General features: G+C 63.7%; 18 protein-coding genes. 8 read left to right on the forward strand and 10 right to left on the reverse strand.

From position 1 onward, the window contains the following. Positions 1-32: 32 nt before the first annotated feature. Positions 33-3,266: a hybrid sensor histidine kinase/response regulator gene (locus R1T44_RS06265; protein WP_153635281.1), complete on the reverse strand. Its 3,234-nt coding sequence runs from the start codon at positions 3,264-3,266 to the stop codon at positions 33-35. Between the two features lie 221 nt (positions 3,267-3,487). Here R1T44_RS06265 and cysM point away from each other — a divergent pair, with 221 nt between their 5' ends. From cysM to ppc, 5 genes are all read left to right on the forward strand, one after another. Continuing rightward, positions 3,488-4,474: a cysteine synthase CysM gene (gene cysM, locus R1T44_RS06270; protein ID WP_153635282.1), complete on the forward strand. Its 987-nt coding sequence runs from the start codon at positions 3,488-3,490 to the stop codon at positions 4,472-4,474. After that, positions 4,474-5,877 (forward strand): RsmD family RNA methyltransferase, encoded by a 1,404-nt coding sequence (locus R1T44_RS06275; RefSeq protein ID WP_317292774.1) that lies wholly within the window; start codon positions 4,474-4,476, stop codon positions 5,875-5,877. Before cysM ends, R1T44_RS06275 begins: the two co-directional genes overlap by 1 nt. 56 nt (positions 5,878-5,933) lie before the next feature. Next, positions 5,934-8,198 (forward strand): GTP diphosphokinase, encoded by a 2,265-nt coding sequence (gene relA / locus R1T44_RS06280; RefSeq protein ID WP_043331860.1) that lies wholly within the window; start codon positions 5,934-5,936, stop codon positions 8,196-8,198. After that, positions 8,195-9,163: a nucleoside triphosphate pyrophosphohydrolase gene (gene mazG / locus R1T44_RS06285; protein ID WP_153635284.1), complete on the forward strand. Its 969-nt coding sequence runs from the start codon at positions 8,195-8,197 to the stop codon at positions 9,161-9,163. Before relA ends, mazG begins: the two co-directional genes overlap by 4 nt. Positions 9,164-9,495: 332 nt before the next feature. After that, positions 9,496-12,144 carry a phosphoenolpyruvate carboxylase gene (gene ppc / locus R1T44_RS06290; protein WP_043331859.1) on the forward strand — a complete coding sequence of 883 codons (2,649 nt, stop codon included), beginning with the start codon at positions 9,496-9,498 and terminating at the stop codon, positions 12,142-12,144. A gap of 255 nt (positions 12,145-12,399) precedes the next feature. On the opposite strand, the gene R1T44_RS06295 is transcribed toward ppc, so the two are convergent. From R1T44_RS06295 to R1T44_RS06330, 8 genes are all read right to left on the reverse strand, one after another. Further along, complete coding sequence (locus R1T44_RS06295; protein WP_153635285.1) at positions 12,400-13,446, reverse strand: asparaginase; 1,047 nt, start codon at positions 13,444-13,446, stop codon at positions 12,400-12,402. A 102-nt stretch (positions 13,447-13,548) separates the two neighbouring features. Further along, a complete protein-coding gene (gene pcp, locus R1T44_RS06300) occupies positions 13,549-14,208 on the reverse strand; it encodes a pyroglutamyl-peptidase I (RefSeq protein WP_153635286.1) in 660 nt (219 codons plus the stop codon). A gap of 76 nt (positions 14,209-14,284) precedes the next feature. After that, a complete protein-coding gene (locus R1T44_RS06305; RefSeq protein WP_317292775.1) occupies positions 14,285-15,193 on the reverse strand; it encodes a DUF979 domain-containing protein in 909 nt (302 codons plus the stop codon). Beyond that, a complete protein-coding gene (locus R1T44_RS06310) occupies positions 15,190-15,963 on the reverse strand; it encodes a DUF969 domain-containing protein (RefSeq protein WP_153635288.1) in 774 nt (257 codons plus the stop codon). The genes R1T44_RS06305 and R1T44_RS06310 overlap by 4 nt, the downstream gene beginning before the upstream one ends. Positions 15,964-16,330: 367 nt before the next feature. Then, positions 16,331-17,521, reverse strand: a complete 1,191-nt coding sequence (locus R1T44_RS06315) for an MFS transporter (protein WP_317292776.1) — start codon at positions 17,519-17,521, stop codon at positions 16,331-16,333. Positions 17,522-17,725: 204 nt separating this feature from the next. Then, on the reverse strand, positions 17,726-18,340 hold the full coding sequence (locus R1T44_RS06320; RefSeq protein ID WP_225347719.1) for a hypothetical protein: 615 nt from the start codon (positions 18,338-18,340) through the stop codon (positions 17,726-17,728). A 250-nt stretch (positions 18,341-18,590) separates the two neighbouring features. Beyond that, on the reverse strand, positions 18,591-19,205 hold the full coding sequence (locus R1T44_RS06325; protein ID WP_153635291.1) for a CBS domain-containing protein: 615 nt from the start codon (positions 19,203-19,205) through the stop codon (positions 18,591-18,593). 344 nt (positions 19,206-19,549) lie between these two features. Next, entirely contained in the window at positions 19,550-20,050 is a 501-nt protein-coding gene (locus R1T44_RS06330; RefSeq protein ID WP_043331849.1) for a hypothetical protein, read from the reverse strand. Between the two features lie 707 nt (positions 20,051-20,757). On the opposite strand from R1T44_RS06330, the gene R1T44_RS06335 reads away from it, so the two are divergent. The 3 genes from R1T44_RS06335 (at position 20,758) to R1T44_RS06345 (ending at position 23,592) form a co-directional block, all read left to right on the forward strand. Continuing rightward, a complete protein-coding gene (locus R1T44_RS06335) occupies positions 20,758-21,960 on the forward strand; it encodes a GGDEF domain-containing protein (RefSeq protein ID WP_287024797.1) in 1,203 nt (400 codons plus the stop codon). An 87-nt stretch (positions 21,961-22,047) separates the two neighbouring features. Next, the gene (locus R1T44_RS06340; RefSeq protein ID WP_107335301.1) at positions 22,048-22,683 is read left to right on the forward strand and encodes a flagellar basal body L-ring protein FlgH; all 636 of its coding nucleotides are present in this window, start codon (positions 22,048-22,050) and stop codon (positions 22,681-22,683) included. Between the two features lie 369 nt (positions 22,684-23,052). Beyond that, positions 23,053-23,592: a glycine zipper 2TM domain-containing protein gene (locus tag R1T44_RS06345; protein ID WP_192838454.1), complete on the forward strand. Its 540-nt coding sequence runs from the start codon at positions 23,053-23,055 to the stop codon at positions 23,590-23,592. 133 nt (positions 23,593-23,725) lie between these two features. Here R1T44_RS06345 and R1T44_RS06350 read toward each other — a convergent pair whose 3' ends face one another. Then, positions 23,726-24,424, reverse strand: coding sequence for a PqiC family protein (locus R1T44_RS06350; protein WP_286987283.1), 699 nt, complete (start codon positions 24,422-24,424; stop codon positions 23,726-23,728). Positions 24,425-24,432: the final 8 nt, after the last annotated feature.

Here is a 24,432-nt window from a genome sequence, read left to right on the forward strand (position 1 = left end):
TTGTGCAGGGCTGGTCTTTCAGGACTGGTTTTTCAGGGCTGGTTTTTGGACTGGGGCTCGCTTGTCTGTGGCCCGCTTGTCTGTGGCTTGCTTACCGATGACGAGCCTGTGTCGGATGGCTCAGCGGGTGCATTCGAGGGCGCGGTGGCGGGCGGGGATGAGGGCGAGGTCTCGACAGGGGACGCTGTCGGCGTCTCAGCCGTCTCAGGCGCCTCACCGTCGGGGCTAGCCGGTTCAAGCGGCGCGGCGAGCAAGGCCTTGGCCTCATCGCTGTGCGACCACTGGATCAGGCTGTCGATGGCCGCGAACAGGGCCTCGACATCCTCTTCCAGCCGCGACAGGCCGCTGACGCGGATGCGGGTCTCCAGCGCTTCCACCAGCAGTGCCAGGCGTGGCACGCCACAGTAGCGGCAGGCGCCGTTGAGATAATGCACGCCATCGAGCATCGCCTCGTTGTCACGCGCCTGCCAGGCGCGGCGGATCCTCGCCTCGCTCTCCGGCAGGCTCTCGATCAACAGCCCCAGCATCTCCAGAGCCAGGGCCTCGCGGCCACCGGCCATCTCCACGCCCAGCGCCATGTCGACCACCGGCAGGTCGGCGTCCTGCTCCAGGCTGAGCTGACTCTTCGCGGCAGAGCGGGGCAGCGGCGCTGCCGGCGGCGAGGACTCGGCCTGGCTGGCAGTGTCTTTCACTCCCGGCGGCAAGGCAGACGTCGCCTGACTGCGAGCAGGGCTGCGCGGTTGGTTGCGTTCTGGACTGCGCGATTGGCTGCGGGCAGGGCTGCGCGATTGGCTGGATGACCGCGCGGCCTGCGGTGGCGGGTTCAGCGAAATGCCCAGATGACGGCTGAGCAGGTTGGCCAGCAGGCCCTCGTCGATGGGCTTGATCAGGTAATCATCCATGCCTTCCGCCAGCAGCTCTCGCCGTTCATGCGCCAATGCATGGGCGGTGAGGGCGATCACCGGCAGGTGGCGGTTGCCCTCGCGATGTTGATGGCGCAGTGCCTTGGTGGCTTCCAGTCCGTTCATGCCCGGCATCTGGATATCCATCAGGACGGCATCCACGACCTGCTCCTGAGCCAGCGCCAGCGCCTCTTCGCCACTCTGGGCGGCCAGGGTGTCCAGCCCCATGTCGGTCAACAGCTCCTCGGCCAACAGGCGGTTGGAGGGATTGTCGTCGACCACCATCACGCACTTGCGAGGCTGTGCGGACGTTTCCTGACTCGCAGGCTGGGCGGTGAGCTCAGGCCGCGGGCCGGCCGGTGGCGTCTTGACAGGCGTGGCGCTCGCATCAGACGTGGCGGTGGGCTTGGCGGCTGGTGCCGTGCTTGCGTCCTGCTCGCGTGTGGCCGGCTCGAACGAGGTGAAGGAGGCGCTGCGCGGCGCCTGAGTCGGGTCGCGGTGAGGTGAATGCAGCAGATTGGCCAGCTTGTGGCGCATCTGCAGGCGTGTGACCGGCTTGCTGACCACCTCGTCGATGCCGTACTGCTGCAGGTTCTCGGCGTCGGCGGGCAGGGGCGCGTTCAGCAGGCCCAGCACGCGACACGGCAGGTGCTTGAGGCGCGCGCCCCATTCATCCAGCCGTTTGAGGTCGCGGCTCTCCAGCGCGACCACCACCAGGTCCGGCTGCTCTTCGATGCCGACCAGCGTCAGTGACCAGCGGGTCAGCAGGTAACTCAGGGCGCGACGGGTGGCCGAGTGCGGCTCGATCAGGCAGATGCGTTGATGATCGAACACGACTTCGCGCGGGCGCTCCTCGATGCTGCTCACCGCCACCGGCACGCTGAACAGGAAGGTGGAGCCGTGGCCGGGCAGGCTGTCGACCTGGATCTCGCCGCCCATCTGCTCGACCAGTCGCTTGGAGATCATCAGCCCCAGGCCGGTGCCGCCGAACTGGCGTGCCCGTGACGGGTCTCCCTGCGAGAAGGCCTGGAACAGACGATTGCGCTGGGCGCTGTCCATGCCGATGCCGGTGTCTGCCACCGCGATCTTGAGGCGGGTGTTGCTGCCGGAGAGGTCATCCACCATCACGCGCACGATGACTTCACCGCGCTCGGTGAACTTGACGGCATTGGCGACCAGATTCGTCACCACCTGCTTGATGCGCAGCGGGTCGCCCTCGAAGCGCTGCGGCACGTCGTCATAGACAAGCCCGAGCAGATGCAGATGCTTGCGATGGGCCTCCGGGGCATGCATGGCGAGCACTTCCTCGATCAGCGGCTCGATGTCCATCTGCACCTTCTCGAGTTCGAGCTTGCCGGCTTCGATCTTGGAGAAGTCGAGAATGTCATTGATCAATGACATCAGGCTCGAGGAGGCATTCTGCATGTGGCCCAGCCAGTCGCGCTGGCGGTTGTCCAGATCACTGCGCCCCAGCAGGTTGCTGAAGCCGATGATGCCGTTGAGCGGGGTGCGGATCTCATGGCTCATGTTGGCCAGGAATTCCGACTTGATGCGGTTGGCTTCCAGCGCCTTGCGGCGCGCCATGTCGAGCTCGATGTTCTTGATCTCGACGGTTTCCATCGACTCGTGCAGGTCCTGGGTGGTCTGTTCGATCTGGTCCTGCATGTCCTCGCGGGCGCGCTTGAGCTGCTCGACGCTGCGGTTGTAGTTCTCGGCCAGCTCGCTGAGGTCGTCATTGCCTGCCACCGGCAGCTGGCGGTGTGTCTCGCCGCGCGCCAGACAGGTCAGGGCCTCGCCCAGTTCATGCAGCGGCTGCAGCATGCGGCGCGAGCCATGGAAGGCCAGCAGCAGCAGCGCCAGCCCGAAGACCAGATTGGCCAGCCCGTAGCCGACCAGCAGCTGGTAGCGATGCAGCACCAGACGGGTGTCGGAGGCCTCAAGTACCAGCCACGACATCTGCTCGCCGCGCTGCGTCTCGCGCCACGGGTCGATGACCGGCATCACCATCACCAGCGAGTCCGGGTCCGATGGGTAGGCCTGGCTCTCGACCAGCGTGCTGGTTTCCGGGCGCTGGCTGGGGCCGAGATGCAACAGGGCGCCGCCGTTGGCGGTGCGCAGCGTCAGGGCGCGCACGTCGCGCTGGTCGATCAGCATCTGGGCCTGCTCGTGCAGGCGCTGGTCGTCAGCGGCGAGGGCGGCGTTGGCCATGCCCGGCATGATGGCCTGCATGCTGGCCTGCAGGCGCTCCATCATGGCCAGGCGCTCACCGCTGATCTCGCGGTCCACCGCATACAGGCTGAACATCAGGCTGGTGGCGAGGGGCAGCAGCAAGAGGGCAAGCTGGAATCGGGTACGAAGCAGCATGGCAATCCATCGTCAAAGGGCGAACGAGCATCAGCGGCAAGCATACCTCGCGCTCTTGAGCGAAGCGATGGCGAGCGCCCTGACAGGGCTGGGCGGGAGCGATATACTGCGCGCATCATCTACACCCCGACGCGGCCCCCCGTTCGTCCTTGGTCGCGATGCCAGCGCCTGACCGCTGTCATTCGGCTGTCCGGGCGCGGCGTCTCTGGAGTCTGCCTCTCATGTCTCATCTCAGCGAAACCCCCGGTGACGCCAACCCTGGCGCGTCCGATTATCCCAGCCTTGCAGATGTCGTCGGCAACACGCCGCTGGTGCGCCTGACGCGCATCACCGCAGGCCGCAACAATGTGCTGCTGGCCAAGCTGGAGGGTCACAACCCCGCCGGTTCGGTCAAGGATCGTCCGGCGCTTTCCATGTTCCAGGAGGCGGAAGCGCGCGGCGAGATCTCTCCCGGCGATACCCTGATCGAGGCGACTTCCGGCAATACCGGCATCGCGCTGGCCATGACGGCGGCCATCAAGGGCTACCGCATGGTGCTGGTGATGCCGGCCAGTGCCTCCAGCGAGCGCAAGCAGGCGATGGGCGCCTACGGGGCCACGCTGATCGAAGCCGATGGCATGGAGCACGCACGGGACCTGGCCGAGGGGATGATCGCGCGTGGCGAGGGCAAGGCGCTGGATCAGTTCGCCAACCAGGACAATCCGCTGTCGCATTACCGCACCACCGGGCCGGAACTCTGGCAGCAGACCCACGGACGCATCACGCACTTCGTGTCCTCGATGGGCACCACCGGCACCATCATGGGCACCTCGCGCTATCTGAAGGAGCAGAATCCGGCCATCGAGATCGTCGGCCTGCAGCCTGCCGAAGGTGCCAGCATCGCGGGTATCCGCCGCTGGCCTGCCGAATATCTGCCGCGGATCTTCGATGCCTCACGCATCGACCGCACGCTGGATATCGGTCAGCACGAAGCCGAAGTCTGCATGCGTCGCCTGGCGCGCGAAGAAGGCATTCTGGCCGGTGTCTCCTCCGGTGGTGCGCTGGCGGGTGCGCTCAAGCTCGCCGAGCAGGTCGAGAATGCGGTCATCGTGTTCATCGTCTGTGACCGGGGAGACCGCTATCTCTCGACAGGCCTCTATACCCAGGACGACGACATGACTCAGCAGGACACGCCCCACAATGAAGCCGTCGCAGGGGAGCGTTCCTGATGGCGCTGCTCGGACAGAAGCGACCGGCGCGCAAGCCGACCCGTCGCGAGAAGGAAGTGGCCAGTCGAGGCACCCGCAATGCCAGCGACGCCGACAGCCAGTGGCTGACGGTCGACCGCCTGGCCCATGATGGGCGCGGCATCGCCCATGACGAGAGCGGCAAGACCCAGTTCATCGATCAGGCCCTGCCCGGCGAGCGCGTGACGCTGGCCATCCACCGCACCCACAAGCGCTTCAATGAGGCGCATGTGCGTGCACGTGACAACGCGGCTGACAGTCGCGTGACGCCGCCCTGTGCCTATTTCGGCAGCTGTGGCGGCTGTGATCTGCAGCATATGGCGCTGGATGCACAACGCACTCATAAGGTGCAGGTGCTGGGCGAACATGCGACACGCAATGGCGTGACGCTGCCCGAGATTCAGCCGCTGGGCGAAGATGAAAGCCGTTATCGCCGCCGCGCGCGTATCGGCGTACGCGTGACCGATGCCGGTGAGTTGCAGTTCGGCTTCCGGGGACGCGGCAGCAACCAGCTGGTCGATATCACCACCTGCAGCGTGCTGGTGCCGGAGCTGGACCGCCTGCTCGCGCCGCTGCGTGAGCTGATCGAAAGCCTCGAGGCGCCCAAGCGTCTGGGCCATCTGGAGCTGGCCGCTGCCGAAGGGCAGGTCATCGTGGTGGTGCGCCAGCTCAAGGCGGTGCCGCGTGATGCGCAGCGCTGGCAGGCCTTCGCCGAGCAGCACGGCCTGGTGGTCGGCTGGCGGGTCGGACGTGATCCGGTGGTGCTGGAGTGGCTGTCGGGCACGCCGAACGCAGCGTATTCGCTGAATATCGGCGCAACGACGCTGCGTCTTGCCTTCTCGCCGGGCGACTTCGTGCAGGTCAATGCGGCGCTCAATCAGCGCCTGATCGACACCGCCTTCGAATGGCTGGGCGACGTCAGTGGCCTCAAGGTGATGGACCTCTACGCCGGTGTCGGCAACCTGACCCTGGCGGCTGCCGCGGCCGGCGCCAGTGAGGTGACGGGCATCGAGGGCAGTCAGGGCATGGTCGATCAGCTGAGGGTCAATGCCGAAGCCAACGGACTGGCGCAGGTGAGTGCACGTCGAGCGGACCTGAGCAAGGCCCTGCCGTCACTCGAGGGTATCGACCTTCTGGTACTAGACCCGCCGCGTGATGGCGCTCAGCCTCTCTGCGAGGAGCTGGCACGTGATCTGCATGCTGGGAGGGTCAGCCGAGTGCCGCAGCGTGTGCTGTACATCGCCTGTGACCCGACCACGTTGATGCGTGATGCACGGCTGTTGCAGGACGCCGGTTATCGCGTCACGCGTGCCCTGATGGCGGACATGTTCGTTCACACGGCACATCTGGAGTCGATGTTGCTGCTGGAGCGGGCGGAAGACTGAGGCGGTGCCCTCGGGCACTGTCATCAAGATGGCAAGATATTCAAGGACATAGGGTCATGGTCAAGGTGCGCGAAGATCAGCCGCTGACCGATAGCGGTGGTGTGGACATCCCGGTGTGGGTCGCGCGACTGCGCGAGGAAGTCCCGTCGGTGAATGCCGAGGTCATGGTGCAGGCCTGTGAAGTGGCGCTCAAGGTGGCGCGCGAGGCGGACGCCCGCGGTGACAAGCCGTGGCGCGAGCCGCTGCGCAGTTTCCGTTTCAGTCTCGAGATGGCCGACATCCTGTCGGAACTCAAGCTCGATCAGCCGGCGCTGGTCGCGGCCGTGCTCTATCGCGCGGTACGTGAAGGGCATCTGGGGCTTGAGGCCATCGAGAAGCATTTCGGCAAGGAAGTGGCCCGCCTGATCGATGGCGTGCTCAACATGGCCGCCATCAGTCAGCTGCAGGCGCCGAGCCATGGCATGGCGCAGCATGACCAGCAGGACAATCTGCGCAAGATGCTGGTGTCGATGATCGATGACGTGCGCATCGCGCTGATCAAGATCGCCGAACGTACCGTCGCCCTGCGTCACGTCAAGGATGCCCCGCGCGAGAAGCGCATGCGCGTGGCCAGCGAAGTCTTCGATATCTACGGGCCGCTGGCGCACCGCCTGGGCATCGGTCAGCTCAAGTGGGAGCTGGAGGACCTGTCCTTCCGCTACCGCGAGGAAGATGAATACAAGACCATCGCCAAGCAGCTGTCCGAGAAGCGCCTGGAGCGTGAGCACTACATCGCCGACCTGCTGGTCGAGATGCGCACTCTGATGAGCGAGCAGGGCATCAAGCACTTCGATGTCGCGGGCCGTGCCAAGCACATCTACTCCATCTGGCGGAAGATGAAGATCAAGCGCATCGCCTTCTCCCAGGTGTATGACGTGCGCGCGGTACGGATTCTGGTCGGCACCGTCAGTGATTGCTACACGGCACTGGGGATCGTCCACTCGCGCTGGCACCACGTGCCGCATGAGTTTGACGACTACATCGCCAACCCCAAGAAGAATGGCTACCAGTCACTGCACACTGCGGTGGTGGGGCCGAGCAACAAGGTCATCGAGATCCAGATCCGTACCTTCGACATGCACGAGGAGGCGGAGCTGGGCGTGTGTGCCCACTGGCGTTACAAGGGCCACGATGTCGGCCACAAGAGCCGCAGCTACGAGGACAAGATCGCCTGGTTGCGTCAGGTGCTCGAATGGCAGGACGAAGTCGGCGAGAACGGCGGCCAAGAGGCGATCCGTCAGGGGCTGAGCTCCGATGTCGCGCCGGACCGCATCTACGTCTTCACGCCGGAGGGGCATGTCATCGACCTGCCCAAGATCGCCACGCCGATCGACTTCGCCTACCGCGTGCACACCGAGGTCGGCCATCGCTGCCGGGGTGCCAAGGTCGACGGGCGCATCGTGCCGCTGACCTACAAGCTCAAGACCGGCCAGCAGGTCGAGATCCTGACCGCCACCAAGGGCGGCCCGAGCCGCGACTGGCTCAACCCGAATCTGGGCTATGTACGCACCTCGCGGGCCCGCGCCAAGATCCAGACCTGGTTCAAGCTGCAGGCACGCGACCAGAACGTCGATGAGGGCAAGGCGCTGCTCGAGAAGGAATTCTCGCGGCTGGCGCTGGAGAATCTCGACCGTGACAAGCTGGCCAACGCCGTCAATTACCCGACGCGTGATGACATGTACGCCGCCATCGGCGCGGGCGATCTGCGCGTCGGCCAGGTGCTGCATCAGGCCCAGCAGCTGTTCGGCGACACCGATGATCAGGAGCAGCTCGAGCGTCTGCTGCGCCAGCGCAAGCCGCAGGGCAAGGAAAAGCCCGACGCCGTCATGGTGCTGGGGGTCGGCAATCTGAAGACCACCATGGCCAACTGCTGTCACCCGGTGCCGGGCGATCAGATCGCCGGTTTCATCACCCAGGGGCGCGGCGTGACCGTGCACCGTCAGGACTGCCCGAACCTGATCCAGCTGCGCTCGGACGAGCCGCGTCGCATCGTCGATGTCGACTGGGGTCAGCGCTCGCGCAATCAGTATCCGGTCGATATCGAGATCCAGGCCTGGGACCGCTCCGGTCTGCTGCGCGATGTCACCAATGTGCTGAGCGGCGACAAGGTCAATGTGCTGTCGGTGAACACGCGCACCGATCAGCTCGACAACATCGCCACGCTCAAGATCACGCTGGAAGTCGAGAATCTCGATGTGCTGGGGCGCGTATTTGCCCGCATCCAGCAGCTGCCCAACATCATCGACGTCAAGCGCCTGCGGGTCGGGGGCGACAAGGCATGAGTCGCCGATTGGATGCCAGTGTCGATGTCGATGCAGGCAGGCAAGCCGATACGCGCTACACCCTCGATGACCTGCTGACCCTGATGGCCGTGCTGCGTGACCCGCAGTACGGCTGCCCGTGGGACAGCCGCCAGGATTACGCGAGCCTGGTGCCGCACACCCTGGAGGAGGCCTATGAGGTCGCCGATGTCATCGAGCGCGCCGCAGCCGATGCCAGCGTGCTCGAGGAGCTGCCGGCGGAACTGGGTGACCTGCTGTTTCAGGGCGTCTTCTACGCCCAGATCGCCAGTGAGCAGCAACGCTTCGATTTCCACGACGTGATCCATGTGCTGACCGAGAAGATGCTGCACCGCCATCCGCATGTCTTCCCGGATGGCACCCTCGCATCGCGCCGGGAGGGCATCGCCACTCATGAGGTCGACGAAGGCTCGCTCAACGCCCAGTGGGAGTCGCTCAAGCAGCAGGAGTTCGCTGACGCGCCTGCCAGCCAGACTGCCGGCGACAGCGTGCTGGATGGCGTGCCAATTGGCCTGCCGGCGCTGACGCGGGCGGCCAAGCTCTCGAAGAAGGCCGCGCGTTCGGGCTTTGACTGGCCTGACACGAGTGGCGTGCTGGCCAAGATTCGTGAGGAGCTCGGCGAAGTCGAGGAAGCTCTGGCCGAGGGTGATACGGCCCATGCGCGCGAGGAGGTCGGGGATCTGCTGTTCGCGGTGGTCAATCTCGCGCGCACCCTCAAGGCGGACCCGGAGCAGATGCTGCGCGCCACCAATGCGCGCTTCGAATCACGCTTCCGCCATGTGGAAGCCGCGATCGCAGGGCAAGGGCGCACGCTGGATGAGGCGTCGCTTGCCGAGATGGATGCGCATTGGGATGAGGCCAAGCGCCGGGAGCGTGTGGCTGAGCAGGCGCGACAGGGCGAGGGTGCGGCGTCAGCAGCGCGTCCGGTGACGCCGCTGGTTCGGTGATAGGGCGTCGTCGCAGGGTATTGGGAAAAGGGCATTTGGAAAAATGTAGTAAGTTTACGCGATAGTCGGATTGTGGAGCCGAGGCCCGCGGTCGTATGCTGAGGGGAAGCGATCAGGACGCGAGTCTTGTCCTGCTTTCCGGTCTGCTGCGCCGCGGGTCTTTCCGTTTCGCGCCAGTGTCTTCACCAGCGCCAGACCGGTGTCTTCCCTCAGCCGGTTGTCATCAGGTGTCTTTGCGCAATGAGGGAATCTGTTGTCAGCTATCTGACTGTGTGCCCCTGGTGACAGGGGAAGATGACCGCGGCAGCACCGTCACTCCCAAGGAGGGTTTCATGAGTCACGACTTGCATGAATCGTTGCGCGATAACGTGCGTATTCTCGGTGACAACCTCGGCCAGACCATCGCGGCCGACCTCGGCGATGACTTCGTCGCACGCATCGAGCGCATCCGCGCCCTGGCCAAACAGGGCCAGCAGGGCGATCAGGCCGCCCGTCATGAGCTGATCGACTATCTGCGTGATCTGCCGGATGGTGATCTGCTGCCGGTCACTCGGGCGTTCAACCAGTTTCTGAATCTTTCCAACATCGCCGAGCAGCACTACCGTGGCCGCTTCAAGCGCGTCGAGGATTATCGTCCCGGCAGCCAGCCGGACCTCGGCGAGCTGATCACGCGCATTCGCGAGCGTGGCTTCAGCGCGCAGAAGATCGTCGAGGAGCTCTCGGCGATGCGTGTCGAGCTGGTGCTGACGGCGCACCCGACGGAAGTCATCCGCCGCACCCTGATCCAGAAATACGATGCCATCGAGGGCTGCCTGACCCAGATGGAAGGCGCCTGTGATCGTCCGGAACAGGCGACCCTCGCGCGTGCACGTCTGACCGAGCTGATCAGTCAGGCCTGGCACACTGACGAGATTCGCCACGAGCGTCCGACGCCGGTGGATGAGGCCAAGTGGGGCTTTGCCACCATCGAGAACTCGCTGTGGCAAGCGGTGCCGGACTTCCACCGTCAGCTTGACGAGATGACGCTGGACGCCGCCGGCGAGCGCCTGCCGCTGGACGCCGCACCGATCTGCTTCGCCTCCTGGATGGGTGGTGACCGCGACGGCAACCCCAATGTCACCGCCAGCGTGACGCGGACCGTGCTGCTGCTGGGACGCTGGATGGCGGCGGACCTTTACCTTCGCGATCTCGAACAGCTCAAGTCGGAGCTGTCGATGTGGAAGTGCACGGCCGCCCTGCGTGCCGAGGCCGGTGATGTGGCTGAACCCTATCGCGAGATCCTGCGTCGCCTGATCCTGCGCATGGAAAGCACGCGTGACTGGGCCAAGGCGGGCCTGGACGGCAAGCGCCACGAAGGCGTCGATATCATCGAGACCCGCGAGCAGCTGTATACGCCGCTGCTGGCCTGCTACCGCTCGTTGTGCGATGTGGGACTGGACACCATCGCCAACGGCGCACTGCTCGACACCCTGCGTCGCGTGGCCTGCTTCGGTGTCACCCTGACCAAGCTCGATATCCGCCAGGAAAGTACGCGCCACGCACAGGTCTTCGATGAACTGAGTCAGACGCTGGGGCTGGGCAGCTATTTCGAGTGGGACGAGCAGCAGCGCTGTGACTTCCTCACCAAGGAGTTGGCTGGCCGTCGCCCGCTGATCCCGCGCCATTGGGAATGCTCCACCGACACGCGCGAGGTGCTGGATACCTTCAAGGTCATCGCGCGCGAGCATCGCGAGGCGCTGGGCACCTACATCATCTCGATGGCCGGTCAGGCCTCCGATGTGCTGGCGGTGGCACTGTTGATGAAGGAGATCGGCGGTGATGTGCGCCTGCCGATCGCGCCGTTGTTCGAGACGCTGGATGATCTGGACCGCTCAGGCCCGGTCATCGACACGCTGCTGGGCATGCCGATCTATCGCGAGCAGGCCGGTGATCGTCAGGAAGTGATGATCGGTTACTCCGACTCCGCCAAGGACGCTGGCCAGCTGGCGGCTGCCTGGGCACAGTACCGCGCTCAGGAAACGCTGGTGGAAGTCACCAAGCGCCACGGCGTCGAACTGACCCTGTTCCACGGCCGTGGTGGTACGGTCGGTCGTGGCGGCGGCCCGGCGCATGCGGCGATCCTGTCCCAGCCACCGGGCTCGGTGACCGGCTCGCTGCGCGTCACCGAGCAGGGCGAGATGATTCGCTTCAAGTTCGGTCTGCCGGACATCGCCAGCCGCTCGATGGAGATCTATGTCTGCGCGGTGCTGGAAGCCAGCATGCTGCCGCCGCCGGCGCCCAAGCAGCAATGGCGAGACGAGATGGATCGCCTGGCCGGTATCGCGCACAAGGCCTATGTCGGCGTGGTGCGTGAAGACCCGAACTTCGTGCCGTACTTCCGCTCGGTAACACCGGAAACCGCACTGGCACGTCTGCCGCTGGGCTCACGCCCCGCCAAGCGGCGTCAGGATGGTGGCGTCGAGACGCTGCGTGCGATCCCGTGGATCTTCGCCTGGACCCAGATTCGTCTGATGCTGCCCGCCTGGCTGGGCAGTGGCGAGGCCTTCGCCACGCGCATGCAGGAAGAGGGCGGCCTGGAAGTGCTGCGCGAGATGATGAACGACTGGCCGTTCTTCTCCACCTACGTCGACATGCTGGAGATGCTGCTCTCCAAGGCCGACCTCTCGACGGCGGCCTACTACGAGCAGCGTCTGGTCGATGAGCCGGCCCTGAAGGCGCTGGGGCAATCGCTGCGAGATCGTCTCGAGCGTCTGGAGAAGGTGGTGCTGGAGATCCGCGATCAACAGGCACTGCTTGAGCATATGCCGCTGATCCGTCAGGCCATCGATGTGCGCAACCCCTACATCGACCCGCTGCATGGTCTGCAGGCCGAGCTGCTGCAGCGTAACCGCGACGCTGATGGCGCCATCTCCGCCGAGCTGTCACGCGCACTGATGGTGACCATGGCCGGTATCTCGGCCGGTCTGCGCAACACCGGTTGATCCAGTTGATCCAGCTGGCCCTGTTGATTTGCGCCTTGGCGTGAAGGATTAGCCAAGGCCTATCAGCGAAACTGGAAAGCCCCCGTCAGGTACGCCTGACGGGGGCTTTCTGTTATCTATCGGTCAACGCTGAAGGCTGGTTTGCGCGCTGATCAGCGACCAGAATTCAGCGCTCAGCGGCTAGAGTTCAGAGGCTAGAGTTCAGAGGCTAGAGCTCAGCGATAAGAGTTCAGCGACACGCGGGGTCGCCAGGACTCACAGCAGGCCGCTGGCGCGCTCACCTACCAAGGGCATCAGGAAGCGTTCCCGCTGCCAGTCCTCATCCTGATCGAGCGCCACCAGATGCAGCAGTTTGGTGAAGGCCGCTTCCAGCGTCATGTCGTCGCCTGACAGCACGCCGACAGTGGCCAGGCCTGCGCCGGCCGCATAGTGGCCGATGGTGACCGGCCCGTGCGGACATTGGCTGATACCGGCCAGCAGCTTGCCTTCGCCACGCGCATCGGCCAATACCCCCAAAAGCTCGCCGTCTTCCGGCAGATTGCCGCTGCCCCACAGCTCCAGCACGGCGCCCTTGACCTCGGGGCGCATCAACTGCACACGCACGCTCTCGGCGCTGATGCCGGGGTAGAGCGGCAGGCGAATGATGCTGTCCTTGCCGAGGCGGGCATAGTCGGGCAGCTCGAAGGCGGGGCCTTGATCATCCATCAGGCGGCCGGGGTAGAGCACGACGCGGTCATCGACCCATTCGCCCAGCAGCGGCGCATTGGGCGTGGTGAAGCCGCGGTGGTCCTGGGTGTACCACTTGCGGGTGCACACGCCACGCAGCAACTGTCCGCCGAAGGCGACCACGACTTCATTGAGGGTCGGCTGGGCGGCGGCGGTGAGTGCCAGTTCGACATTGCCCAGCGCGTCACTGTGCTCGGCTTCCAGCGGCAACTGTGCGCCACTGACGATCACCGGGCGCGCGGTGCCCTTGAGCTGGAAGGCGAGGCTGGAGGCCGTCCAGGCCAGGGTGTCGGTGCCCTGCAGGACGACGAAGCCATCGAAGCTGTCGTAGGCGTCCGCGATCTGGCTGGCGATGGTGTGCCAGTCCGCCGGTGTCGCGGAGGAGGAGTCGATCAGCTGCGGAAACTCGCGCAGGGTGAAGGCGGGCAGACGGCCACGACGGCTGGGGGGCAGTTGCTCCAGTGCTGCGCGCAGACGTGCATCGAAGTCACCGGCAGGTACCAGTCCTTGTTCACTTTCCACCATGCCCAGCGTGCCGCCGGTATACAGTACCAGGATGTGCGTCTCGGGAGTCATCGTGTCCACCTGCCAGAAATGGGAAAGCCGGCATTGTAACGCATGCCGGCTTGCAGGGGAGCTGTCGGCGTCGGGCGTTCAGCCGCGACGCGATGGGGGCGCTCAGCTGATATTGCCACCGCCGATGCGCGCATCCTCCTGATGGGACATGGCGCTGATGCACATCACCCGTACGCCTTCGAGCATGCTTTCAAGACTCATGGTCGGCAGGCGGCCATCGACACTCTGCTCGGGCAGCGCCGGGATATGCACGAAGCCGGAGCGGATGGGGCTATCCGCCAGATGACGCTGCACCCCATAGAACAGGTGGTTGCAGACGAAGGTGCCTGCCGTGTAGGAGACGCTGGCGGGAAGGCCTGCCGCCTGGAGGTCGTTGACCATCGCCTTGATCGGCAAGGTGGTGAAACAGCCATCCGGGCCGTCGGCCTCGATGGGCTCATCCACCGGCTGGTGGCCGCCGTTGTCCTTGATGCGATAGTCATCCAGGTTGATGGCGACACGCTCCGGCGTGATGGCGCTGCGACCGCTGGCCTGACCGAGCATGATCACGGTGTCAGGGGCGTGTTCGCCGATGGCCTCGATGACGCTGTCAATCGCGGCGTAGCGTGTCACCGGCACCCGGCAGGTGATGATCTCGAAGCGCTCATCGGGCTGGTCGTGCATGGCCAGTGTCTGACCGTCCAGTTGTTCGATGATCTTGAGGGCGGGATTGACGCTATCCGTGCCGAAGGGCTCGAAGCCGCAGAGTAGCAGACGACGCATGATGAAATTCCTTGGCTGGCATCGATCACCGCGGGTCACGGCTGGCGGTGATCGATGCGCGGGTAAGAGTGGGAGATCAGAAGGCCAGCAGCAACATCAGGCTGATATTGGCGGCCAGCATGACCAGCGCAGGCAGTATCTGTGCGCGAATGATGTGGTAGCGGTCATCCAGTTCCAGCAGGGCGGCCGGCACGATGTTGAAGTTGGCGGCCATCGGCGTCATCAGAGTGCCGCAGTAGCCGGACAGCATGCCCAGCACGCCGACGATGGCCGGGTTGCCGCCATGCAGCGCGATGACCAGCGGATAGCCGATGCCGGAGGTGATGACCGCAAAGGCCGCGAAGCCGTTGCCCATCAGCATGGTGAATACGGCCATGCCGACGCAGTAGGCAATCACGCAGGCGATCAGGCTGGTATCCGGCACCACGCTCGAGACCAGCCCGGCGATGGTCTGGCCGACGCCGGCCTGATCGAACAGCAGGCCAAGGGCGGCCAGGAATTGCGGCAGGATGGCGGCCCAGCCGATGGCATCGGCCAGACGGCGACCTTCCTGCATGCCGGTCGCCGGGCTCTCGCGCAGCAGCAGCGCCACGGCAAAGGCCAGTACCGTTGCGACGCCCAGGCCGACCAGCGCACTCTGACCTGTCGTGAGGGTGTAAAGGAAGGTGCCGACCGGAATCACCAGCGCGGGGATGAACAGGCGCGACCCCAAGCGCTTGCGGCGCGCCTGACGCGCCTCATCGCTCAACTGGCCGTAGTTGCCGAACCCGAGCTGGCCGGTGGCGGCCAGCAGCGCCAGCGCCAGCATGGCAAGTCCGACCGCGACATCGGGCAGCCATTGTCCAAATGCCAGGCTGATGCCGAAGATCATCCAGAAGGCACTGGTGCCGAGTCTGCGCGGATGATCACGATCGGTGAGCGTCAGGACGGCAAAGGCCATGATGGCGAAGCCGGTAATCAGGTAGAGAGCGTCGATACTGTTCATGAGTGGCTCTCCGTCGCAGAAGTGGTGAAGGTGTCCTTGCCTGGTGTCGCGTTGGTCTGGCCGGAGGGCTGGGGGTATTCCTCGCGCAGCAGCTGATGTTCACGGCGAATGCGTGCGTCCAGCCGGCGGCAGAGCACGAAGACCACCACCAGTGACACCAGCGCGGTGGGAATGGCATACAGCGCCATGTCGGCCAGGCTGACGCTGGCGCCACTCTTGTCGAGCACGCTCTTGATCAGCAACAACCCGCCGGAAGCCACGAAGATCAGCTGGCTGAAGAAGTTGCCGAAGTTCTCGCTGACGGCATTCAGAACGCGGATGCGTTGGCTCAGGGCCTTGAAGCGTGGCGAGCTCAGCGCCTCTTCGGGGAGATCACGTTCGGCGGCGCCGACTGACATCGGGGCGACCAGCGGTCGGATCATCGCCGGGTGACCACCGAGCTGCAGGCCGAAGGCATTGGTCGCCTTGCGCAGCACCAGGTAGCTGAAGGAGATGCGCCCGGCGCTGGCGGCCCGCAGTTTCTGGACCAGATGTTCGGCCTGATCACGCAGTCCATTGCGTTCGAGCAGCCCGATCACCGGCAGGGTGATGATGAACAGCGAGACGGCGCGGTTGTCGGTAAAGGCCTGACCGAGCGCGGCGAGAATTTCAGTGGGTGACATGCCGGCCACCAGGCCGGAGGAGAAACCTGCCACCAGCACCACCAGCAGCGCATTGAGGCGCAGTGCCAGGCCGATGACGATGATGGCTACGCCGATCAATGACAGCATGAGGTGTCTCCCGAGCCGGGGGACGACAATCGAATCCTTTCGAAGGACATGAGCATGTGCCTCTGGGTGTGAGATTGTTGTTATGAGGGTCTCGTTGCGAAGCAGGTCGAACATTGCCTGGCTGGTTGATCATTGCCGAGCAGTTCGAACACTGCCGAGGCGTTCGAACATGGCAGGGCGCAATGTTCGTTGCTTTACAACGAGAACTCAGAGGGTAGAGCGACACCAGAGGAATCCAAATGAGACATTCGGAATATATAAATTTCAACGACAAGTAGTATCGATAAAATCTATCATCCAGACATGACTGACAGATAATATTGATGCCTTGGTGGGGCCTTGCCTCACCTAATGGGGGGAGAAGATGTCAGCCGTCGACCACTTCGGTGCTGCCATCCTCGCGCAGACAGATACGGCGACGCCTGCCGACCTGGAAGCCAAGCATGGCGGCGCTCAGCAGAATCAGCGCGAACAGCGACGCGATCACGCGCAGGTCGGCCGTGATTTCCAGCAGAATACCGACGACGAGTGGCCCGAGGGCGGCCAGCATGTAGCCGGTGCCTTGTGCCATGCCGGAGAGGGCGCCCGCCAGACGTGCATCGGAGGTGCGCAGCACCAGCAGCGTCAATGCCATCGAGAAGCTGCCCCCCTGGCCGAAACCGAGCAGCACGGCGAACAGCCAGCGCAGGGACAGCGGCCCGATCATCAGTCCCAGCAGGCCTATGGCGGTACAGGACAGCAGCAGCAGGATGGCGGGGCGCTGGTCGCGCCCCATGCGGCCGATCACGGGGGCCAACAGGGCGGTGAGCACCTGTGCCATCACCGAGGCGGCCATCAGCCAGCCGGATTCGATATCGCTCAGGCCGCGTTGCTGGAGCAGGAAAGGCAGCCAGCCAAAGACGATATAGGCCAGGGAAGACTGGCAGCCCATGAAGAAGGTGACCTGACGGGCCAGCGGCAGGTGCCACAGACGGGGGGTGGCCTGCTGTTGGCTGGTCATCTTCTCTGGCCACGGGTGGGGCATGCTCAGGCGCCAGGCGGGAAGCGCGATCACTACAAGCAGCGCCCAGCAGGCCAATGAGGCTTGCCAGCTGTCGAGAAGATTGGCCAGTGGCACGCTGAGTCCCGCGGCCAGCGCCGCACCAAGACACAGCGCCATGGTGTAAACGCCGGTGAACAGGTCGGCTCGCTCAGGATGCTCACGCTTGACGATGGCGGGCAGCAGGGTGCCGGCGACGCCGATGCTGCCACCACATAACAGGGTGCCGAGATACAGCAGCAGCGCCATGTCACTGGCCCGCAACCACAGGGCGATGCCGAGAGTGACCAGGGCAAGGCTGAGGGTGCGCTCTACCCCCAGGCGGCGGGCTAGGCGCGGCGCCAGTGGGGCGAACAGTCCCAGGCAGACGACGGGCAGTGTGGTGAGAAGGCCCGCTGCCAGCGTGCTCAGGCCCAGGTCCTGGGTGATGCGATCCAGCAGGGGCGCCAGGGATGACAGCGCCGGACGCAGGTTCAGAGCGACCAGAATCAGGATGAGCAGGAATAGGGATGCTGGCATTCGGCGCATGAGGAAACCTGAACGAGAGGACAGGTCTGTGAGAATACCGGCATATGCTCAAGCTGTCTTGCCGCGAACCGTTCTTCCTCCAACCGGACCCTGGACAGCAGAACGCTCGGCAGTTGCCGAGCGTTCTGTCTCTATGCGCCTTTCTCGATGGGCCTTTCTCAATTCATCTGTCTCAATGCGCCGCTCCTGTGCCCCTCAGTACTTGGGCTCAAGCTCCAGCTCGCGTGTCGGGCTGTCGATCCTGCGTGCTGCCGCGCGTTGACGCGTCGTGGCGCCGTCGGCATGCACATCGTGGCCGCGGGGAGCGACATTGCGCCATGCGGGCGTCTTCTGCAGGCGCTCGGCATTGGCGCGTGCCGTATTGGAGACTGGCTGGCGACTCGCCTTGGCGCGAATCAGGGTCATGTCCTCAGTGCTCAGCAGCATGCCCTGGGGCGTGCGCTCCAGCACGAGGTGGCCGCGGAAGTGCCAGCAGCGCATGGGGGTATGCGCGACACGATAGCGATGGCCAGCCACCTCCAGCGAGATGGCTTCCTTCGGCTGGCAGCCAAGGGGATGCAGAGTCACTTCCTCCAGCAGCACCAGACGATTGAAGTCGTCAGGCTGAAGCACCTGATTGCCATCATGCATGCGCACCGGAAAGGCATGGTTGTCACGCTGCAGCTCACGCCGCTTGTGACTGACGCTGCCGCTGCCTTCCACGATGCCGGCACCACACACATGCACGAGCTCGCCATCAATCTGTTTGATGACGAGCACCTCGACGTGGCGCTGCTTGAAAAGATGATCACGCAGTGAGCGTAATGGCATGGCTGAAATCCTCATCTACACCATCCGTTGGCTGAGTATATCCGTCAGAGCCCGAGTCATCTCTCTGACCGACAGGCGTTTCCATGCTGCCTGCCAAGTGATATCTCGCACTGATAGCCACATCATACGCCGTTCGTGAGCATTTTTCCCGAATCAAGCACCAGTCTGGGGATAAATCATCTTGTTAGGACGCGGCTTAATGACGCCTCTGTCAGCCAGATGACTGAGGACACTGCCTACTCTTGTCGGGTCACTCGTACTTGCCCAGCACGGCCCGGCAGATATCAGCGAAATTGCGTGCTTCCGGCGGGTGCTCCAGATCGAGCCCCAACGCCTTGCCGACGCGGGAGGCGGCGACCAGACCGCGCACGCAGGGCTTGCCATCGTCGCCCTGCTCGGTCACCAGCAGGTGGGATTCGCCGCTCTGACGCAGTGTCTCGACCAGGTCCCCGACGCGGGCGCGCTTGAGCACGGCGAGAGGAATGCCCTGCAGCTCCGCGCGGGGGATCTGCACCATGTCGGTAGTGACTTCATCGCGCTGAACATTGAAGCGGGTCATGGCGCGCATCACGACTCGGCCACCCTGCAGCTCACGCGAGGTCACCACACCGGTGAAGGTGCCATCATGATCGTGGACCAGCAGCAGGCGCACCCCCGCCTGTTTCATGGTCGCCAATGCCTGACCGATGGAGGCGCTGCCCTGAATGCTGCGACCGGCGGTGACGGCAAAGTCCGTCACCAGCTCACTGGCCGGGCTATCCATGGTGATGTCGCCGATCGGCTGCAAAGGCAGACGAGCGGAGGTGACATGAGAGAGCGTTTCGACGTCGAGGGTATGGTAAGCCGACGGTGCAATGGCATTCATGGACTGACTCCTGTAATCAGATGACGAGCATGTTCTGCGTACTATGAGTCAGGCGAGGGCCAGGAGTTTCCTGCACGATGGGTAACCTCAGGTTGCTACTGTCGCAACAGTGAGAGGATTTTCGGTCCATGAGGTCAATATTTGCTGCACTCTGTGCGAGATGGGAAATGGATAGATTCCATACAGGAAACAAAGGCTGCGCCCGGCAGGCCGACACTGGCAGGAGTCAGCAGCCTTCTTGCCCCTGACAGCAATGATGCCCACTGCACGAGGCGAGTGGGCATCATTGAGCCGATTCAGGGAGTCATCCCTTCATCAGGGGCTGGCGTACACGCCCGGGCGCATCACACCCACTGCTTGAGGTCGCCGCGTACGGCATCCAGGAAGGTGATGAAGTCCGTCTGGTCATCGGCGTCGCAACGGTCCACCTTGCAGGCCAGCTTCATCTTGGTGCCGGCGACGATTTCGTCATACACCTCGAGCGTGAGTTTCTCGACGCTGGCATCGGCGGGTTCCTGCTCACCCTCGAGCAGGCTGAACGTTGTCATCAGCGTGCCGCGAAGACGCGTGGTGCCGCCTTCCGCGACCACACGACGCACCTTGAGCCAGCCTTCGCGCACCATGATCTCACCCTGCGCATCGCGTTGCTTGTAGATGGTGCGATAGCATGCATTCTCGGAGACGCCCTTGGCGGCCATGCTTTCATAGGCCTTGATCATGCGCGTCGCCATGGTGCCAGCTTCGGCGATCTTGCGGCGGGCAGCACGATGTTCACGTTCCAGGCGGTCTTGCTTGGAGAAACGCTGCCACAGGTGGAAGTCGCGTGTCAGAGTGGTCGCGTCCATTACAGTCTCTCTTCTCTAAAGCGGCGGGGAAAAGTGGGTGACGGCTACTGCCATGTCCAGGCGCTGATGGTGTCACGAAGGCGGGCGATTGTCTGCCCGGTTCTTGTCTCAGACGTCGAGGAGGGCCCGAGTGTCAGGTGGTCCGGGTCATGCAGGCTGGCGACGAGATGTCAGCATTGCCATGCTCAAGAGTACCATTGACTGGTCACGGACTTTTTCCAGCCCGGTCATCATCACGACTGAATCTAGGGCTTAAATCTTCTCTGAACTACTCTGCAAGTCACCCACAAGGCCCACTTTGTGAGAATCTTCGACTGCTGATCCTCGAGATTGCTGATGCTTCACGCTCAGGCTCCTGCTACGTGAGCCACGCCGCTGTGATGGGATTGCCAGTCTCGCAGGGGAGGGCGCCTGGTACACGTGAGTCACATGCTTGACTGCGCTGCATGCCTTGAAGGATGCGCACTGGTAAGGGCTGTCACGTTTCATACAGCAGCGTGAGATAGAATAGGCAGGTAAAATCATCAGGTAGCGCGCAGCGGAGGCACACGGGAAGTGCCGTAAATGAGGAAGGAATCATGGCGAAAGCAGATCGCCGTCGCAAAGCGGGAAGTCGGCAGGGTGTCTTGCGCACGGTAAACATGAAGTGGCGGTGGCCAGCTCCAGCGGGGCTGGCTGAGCGGCACCTCGTGCTTTATCAGTTGTTCATGTGGATCTATATCAGTGCGCTCGGCTGCCAGCTGGGCTACTTCGCTCTGCTGGGCCTGCAGCCTTATCCGCAGCCGGTGGTGATCAATGTCATCGGCGTCCTGATCAACGTCCTGGCCATCATGTTCCACCGCAAGGGGTACATGAATTCCGCGTTGCTGTTGCTGGTGGTGCCGATGTCGGCCAAGGCGGCATGGTGGGAATATCAGTTCGGCGCCGAGGGTGGCTTCGAGTATTTCCATATCGTCGCCATCTTCTTCATCTGTATCGCGTCCCTGTCACGCATTCAACGGCTATTGTTCAGTGGTGTCCTGCTGCTGTTCTATATCGGCGCCCAATATCTCACCAGCCCGGTCTATATCGTCTCCTACGAGTTCATGTCGCTGGCCAGTGTCGTCAACCTGGTGATTTCCGTCACCTTCATCGCGGTGGTGGCGGTGCAGATCGGGTGGGAGGCTGAGCAGCGCGAGAAGCGCTACCGTCGTGACTTGCGCCATGACCAGTTGACGGGGGCGCTGTCTCGTTTTGCCTTGCTGGAAGAGGGGCCGCGTCTGCTGAGTCGTGGTGGCCTGGGAGTGCTGATGATCGATGTCGATCACTTCAAGGCCATCAATGATACCCAAGGGCATGCGATTGGCGATGAGGTGCTGATAGAGCTGACGCAACGACTGCGTCACCACCTGCGCGGCAGTGATCAGTTGTGCCGCCAGGGGGGAGAAGAGTTCGTGGCCCTGTGCCCGACGGAGGACAGAGAAGGGCTCCAGCACGCAGCCGAACGCTTGCTGCTCTCGATCAACAGTCGTGCATTCACGCTGAGCAACGGCCAGCTGCTGCGGGTCACCATCAGTATCGGGGTGGCCCAGGGCGGACCGGCCGCTTGCGCGGAATCACTGCTGCCGGACCTTCTGCAGCGTGCCGATCAGGCCATGTACCGTGCCAAGCGCGAAGGGCGCAATCGGGTGGTCACCGTCTGGGATACGCCCGATCACGGTGCAGCCAGTCTCGATCAGATCGAGCCGTCTGATCACGGCCACAGCCTCGACCACGGTCACAGCCACGACAGCCTGGCCATGCCAGGCATGCCGCCACTGGATACTCCGGGCGATGGATCAGGCGCAGCGGCCTCGACCCCCAGTCGCTCTGATGTCAGTCACCATGACGATGTGCAGACCGCCGATGAGGTCTATCAGTGGAAGCGCTGACGCAAGGATGATGGCTTTGCCATTTCACCTCATTGGGCGTGATATCCGTGCATGATCCACGCTCTCACCAAGCGGAGAGACAAGTTGATGATGGATTCCTGTGGCAGCGTTTCACGCCAGATGTCGCGCCGGCTCTTGCGGGGACTGCTGGTGGCGACGCTGGTCAGTGGTATGCCGCTTGCGGCGGTTCAGGCGGAGGAGTCGCCGAATGCTGCAGCGTCTTCGAGTGACGGGCAGGCGCCCCGGGCGCAAGTGATTGCCGACCCGGCGACACCTTCTCTGCCGCCTGCCGCCAAGGCCAACAACAGCATCTTTCGCTGTGTGCAGTCGGGGGTGCCCACCTGGCAGCAGCAGCCTTGCCAGCAGGGTGATACCCCCGTCACGCTGGATGATTCGCTGACGGTGGTGCCCGCCGCTGACGTGATAGAAGAGACTTCAGGCGAAGACCCGACCGCACAGCGTCTGGCGCGTGAGAAGGAGCGTGCCCTGGCCGCACGTGAGGAGAGTCAGCGCCAGTACCGAATTCGTTCAGCGCTGGATGATGGCTATCTGGTGCAGGGCATGAGTGAGGCACAGGCCATCTCGTTGCTGGGCAAGCCCAGTGATATCAGTGAGACGATTGCCGATGACACGTCCTGCCGTCTATTGAACTGGTGGGAAGATGTCCGCGTGCAGTTCTGCAACGATGAAGCCGTGTCCATCACGGCCAATCAGCTGGACTGAGTGACTTGCGGTCAGCGCTATCAAGGCAAGGGCCGGTACGAGCTGAGGCGCTCGCACCGGCCCTGTTCGTGCTGTCCGACTCGTACAGCCCGCGTCAGCGCCATGACGATGAGCGGGGTTTTCTGGCCGCAAGCCTGCTTGCCAAGAAATTGCTAATATAAGGCATGATCTAGCGTAGAACCCGTCTTTTTCATGTCCGATGTTGCGAAATGGCGACGACCGGGTGGTGAAGTTGCCACATTACCGAGTTTATCGAACAGTGTTAGATTACTCTCCGAACGCAGCGGCCAGCCTCTCAGGTGTCATCCAGGGGCATGGCTGACTGGCCGACGAGCCAGGCTGCAACACTATTCGGTGAGGAGAACACGCATGAACAAGTCCATCCTGATTGGCGCGATCGTTGCTGCACTGGGCATTGGCGGTGGAGTGGCGATCGGCAGCTATACGGCCAGCAACTCAGGCCCTGAATATGCCGATATCGTGGCGGTGGATGCCGTGACGGAAACCGTGACCACCCCGCGCGAGGTCTGTCACAACGAGACCGTGACGCATCAGGCGCCCAGCAAGGACACCCACAATGTCGTGGGCACGGCCGTCGGCGCGATCGTCGGCGGTGTGGTGGGCAATCAGTTTGGCGGTGGCAATGGCAAGAAGGTGCTGACAGCCGCGGGTGCCGTGGGTGGCGGTTATGCCGGCAACCAGATCCAGGGTCAGATGAAGAAGGGCGACACCTACACCACGACTGAGCAGCGCTGCGAAACGGTGCAGGACGCGTCAGACAAGGTGGTCGGCTACGACGTCAAGGTCGACATGGGTGACGAGACCCGCACCGTGCGTCTCGAGGAGAAGCCGGACGTGAAGCGCTTCGAGATCCGTGACGGTGAGCTGGTGTTGCCCCAGCAAGGCTGAGGCCAGCTAGCCGCCAGACAAGAAGACCCCCGACGGATTCCGTCGGGGGTCTTCTTTTTTGGACATCCCGCATTCTGGGCATCCAGCTTTCTGGGCATCCAGTCGCGCCCTGTTCTGTCAGACCGTCAGGTCATCAGCTGGCATCCGCCGTGGCGGGCAATGCCTTGGCGATCTCACGTGCCAACTGCTCGCCGGTCACACGCCAGCCTTCGCCCAGGCTATTGACCAGCGCCGGATAGCCGTCATCCGTCAGGGGAGTCAGTGTCTGGATGTCGCCTTCCTCCAGCACGCTGCCATCCACGCCGCGCAGGCGCCAGCGACCGGTGATGACGGACTGGCCATCGTGGCGGCCGATGAAGCGATCCAGGCTTACGCTCAGGCGTGCGCCCTTGAGGCCGCTCAGGCTGGTATCCGCGATACGGTACTGGCTCAGAGGCTGGGCGGGGCTGGCCTTGAGCTGCGTCAGCAGCTGGCGGGTCAGCATGTCCTGCAGGTCATCGGCCCACAGGTTCTGACTGGCCTGTACCAGCGTGATGTCGTCCGTCTGATAGACCAGACTGCCGCCTTCCAGGTAGCTGGCCAGTTGCACCGGCATCACTTCCAGCAGAGGGGCATCTGCGGCAACGCTGCGCTGGGCGGCGCCAGCCTGTGTCGTTTGCGGCAGCAGGTAGGCGCCACCGGTGGCGGCAGTCGTGCAGCCCGCCAGTGTGCCGAGCATCAGCAAGCTTGCCAGCAGGCCGCCGAAGCGGCCCTGGCGCGACGTTGAAGTGCGCGGTGAGGCAGGCGTGCTGCACGCTTGCGGCATGGTGGCTGTGCGGGTCGAGAGACTCATGGCTGTCG

Origin of the sequence: Cobetia amphilecti, assembly GCF_032923285.1 — a bacterium.
Taxonomy (GTDB): Bacteria; Pseudomonadota; Gammaproteobacteria; order Pseudomonadales; family Halomonadaceae; genus Cobetia; species Cobetia amphilecti.

What these genes read in the sequence shown, in the direction of transcription:
- R1T44_RS06330 (WP_043331849.1), bottom strand. Translation starts at nt 20,050, where the DNA reads ATGGACGCGACCACTCTGACACGCGACTTCCACCTGTGGCAGCGTTTC.
- R1T44_RS06315 (WP_317292776.1), bottom strand. Translation starts at nt 17,521, where the DNA reads ATGCCAGCATCCCTATTCCTGCTCATCCTGATTCTGGTCGCTCTGAAC.
- R1T44_RS06350 (WP_286987283.1), bottom strand. Translation starts at nt 24,424, where the DNA reads ATGAGTCTCTCGACCCGCACAGCCACCATGCCGCAAGCGTGCAGCACG.
- R1T44_RS06265 (WP_153635281.1), bottom strand. Translation starts at nt 3,266, where the DNA reads ATGCTGCTTCGTACCCGATTCCAGCTTGCCCTCTTGCTGCTGCCCCTC.
- R1T44_RS06275 (WP_317292774.1), top strand. Translation starts at nt 4,474, where the DNA reads ATGGCGCTGCTCGGACAGAAGCGACCGGCGCGCAAGCCGACCCGTCGC.
- R1T44_RS06340 (WP_107335301.1), top strand. Translation starts at nt 22,048, where the DNA reads ATGATGGATTCCTGTGGCAGCGTTTCACGCCAGATGTCGCGCCGGCTC.
- mazG (WP_153635284.1), top strand. Translation starts at nt 8,195, where the DNA reads ATGAGTCGCCGATTGGATGCCAGTGTCGATGTCGATGCAGGCAGGCAA.
- R1T44_RS06305 (WP_317292775.1), bottom strand. Translation starts at nt 15,193, where the DNA reads ATGAACAGTATCGACGCTCTCTACCTGATTACCGGCTTCGCCATCATG.
- R1T44_RS06325 (WP_153635291.1), bottom strand. Translation starts at nt 19,205, where the DNA reads ATGAATGCCATTGCACCGTCGGCTTACCATACCCTCGACGTCGAAACG.
- R1T44_RS06320 (WP_225347719.1), bottom strand. Translation starts at nt 18,340, where the DNA reads ATGCCATTACGCTCACTGCGTGATCATCTTTTCAAGCAGCGCCACGTC.
- relA (WP_043331860.1), top strand. Translation starts at nt 5,934, where the DNA reads ATGGTCAAGGTGCGCGAAGATCAGCCGCTGACCGATAGCGGTGGTGTG.
- R1T44_RS06295 (WP_153635285.1), bottom strand. Translation starts at nt 13,446, where the DNA reads ATGACTCCCGAGACGCACATCCTGGTACTGTATACCGGCGGCACGCTG.
- ppc (WP_043331859.1), top strand. Translation starts at nt 9,496, where the DNA reads ATGAGTCACGACTTGCATGAATCGTTGCGCGATAACGTGCGTATTCTC.
- cysM (WP_153635282.1), top strand. Translation starts at nt 3,488, where the DNA reads ATGTCTCATCTCAGCGAAACCCCCGGTGACGCCAACCCTGGCGCGTCC.
- R1T44_RS06310 (WP_153635288.1), bottom strand. Translation starts at nt 15,963, where the DNA reads ATGCTGTCATTGATCGGCGTAGCCATCATCGTCATCGGCCTGGCACTG.
- pcp (WP_153635286.1), bottom strand. Translation starts at nt 14,208, where the DNA reads ATGCGTCGTCTGCTACTCTGCGGCTTCGAGCCCTTCGGCACGGATAGC.
- R1T44_RS06335 (WP_287024797.1), top strand. Translation starts at nt 20,758, where the DNA reads ATGTGGATCTATATCAGTGCGCTCGGCTGCCAGCTGGGCTACTTCGCT.
- R1T44_RS06345 (WP_192838454.1), top strand. Translation starts at nt 23,053, where the DNA reads ATGAACAAGTCCATCCTGATTGGCGCGATCGTTGCTGCACTGGGCATT.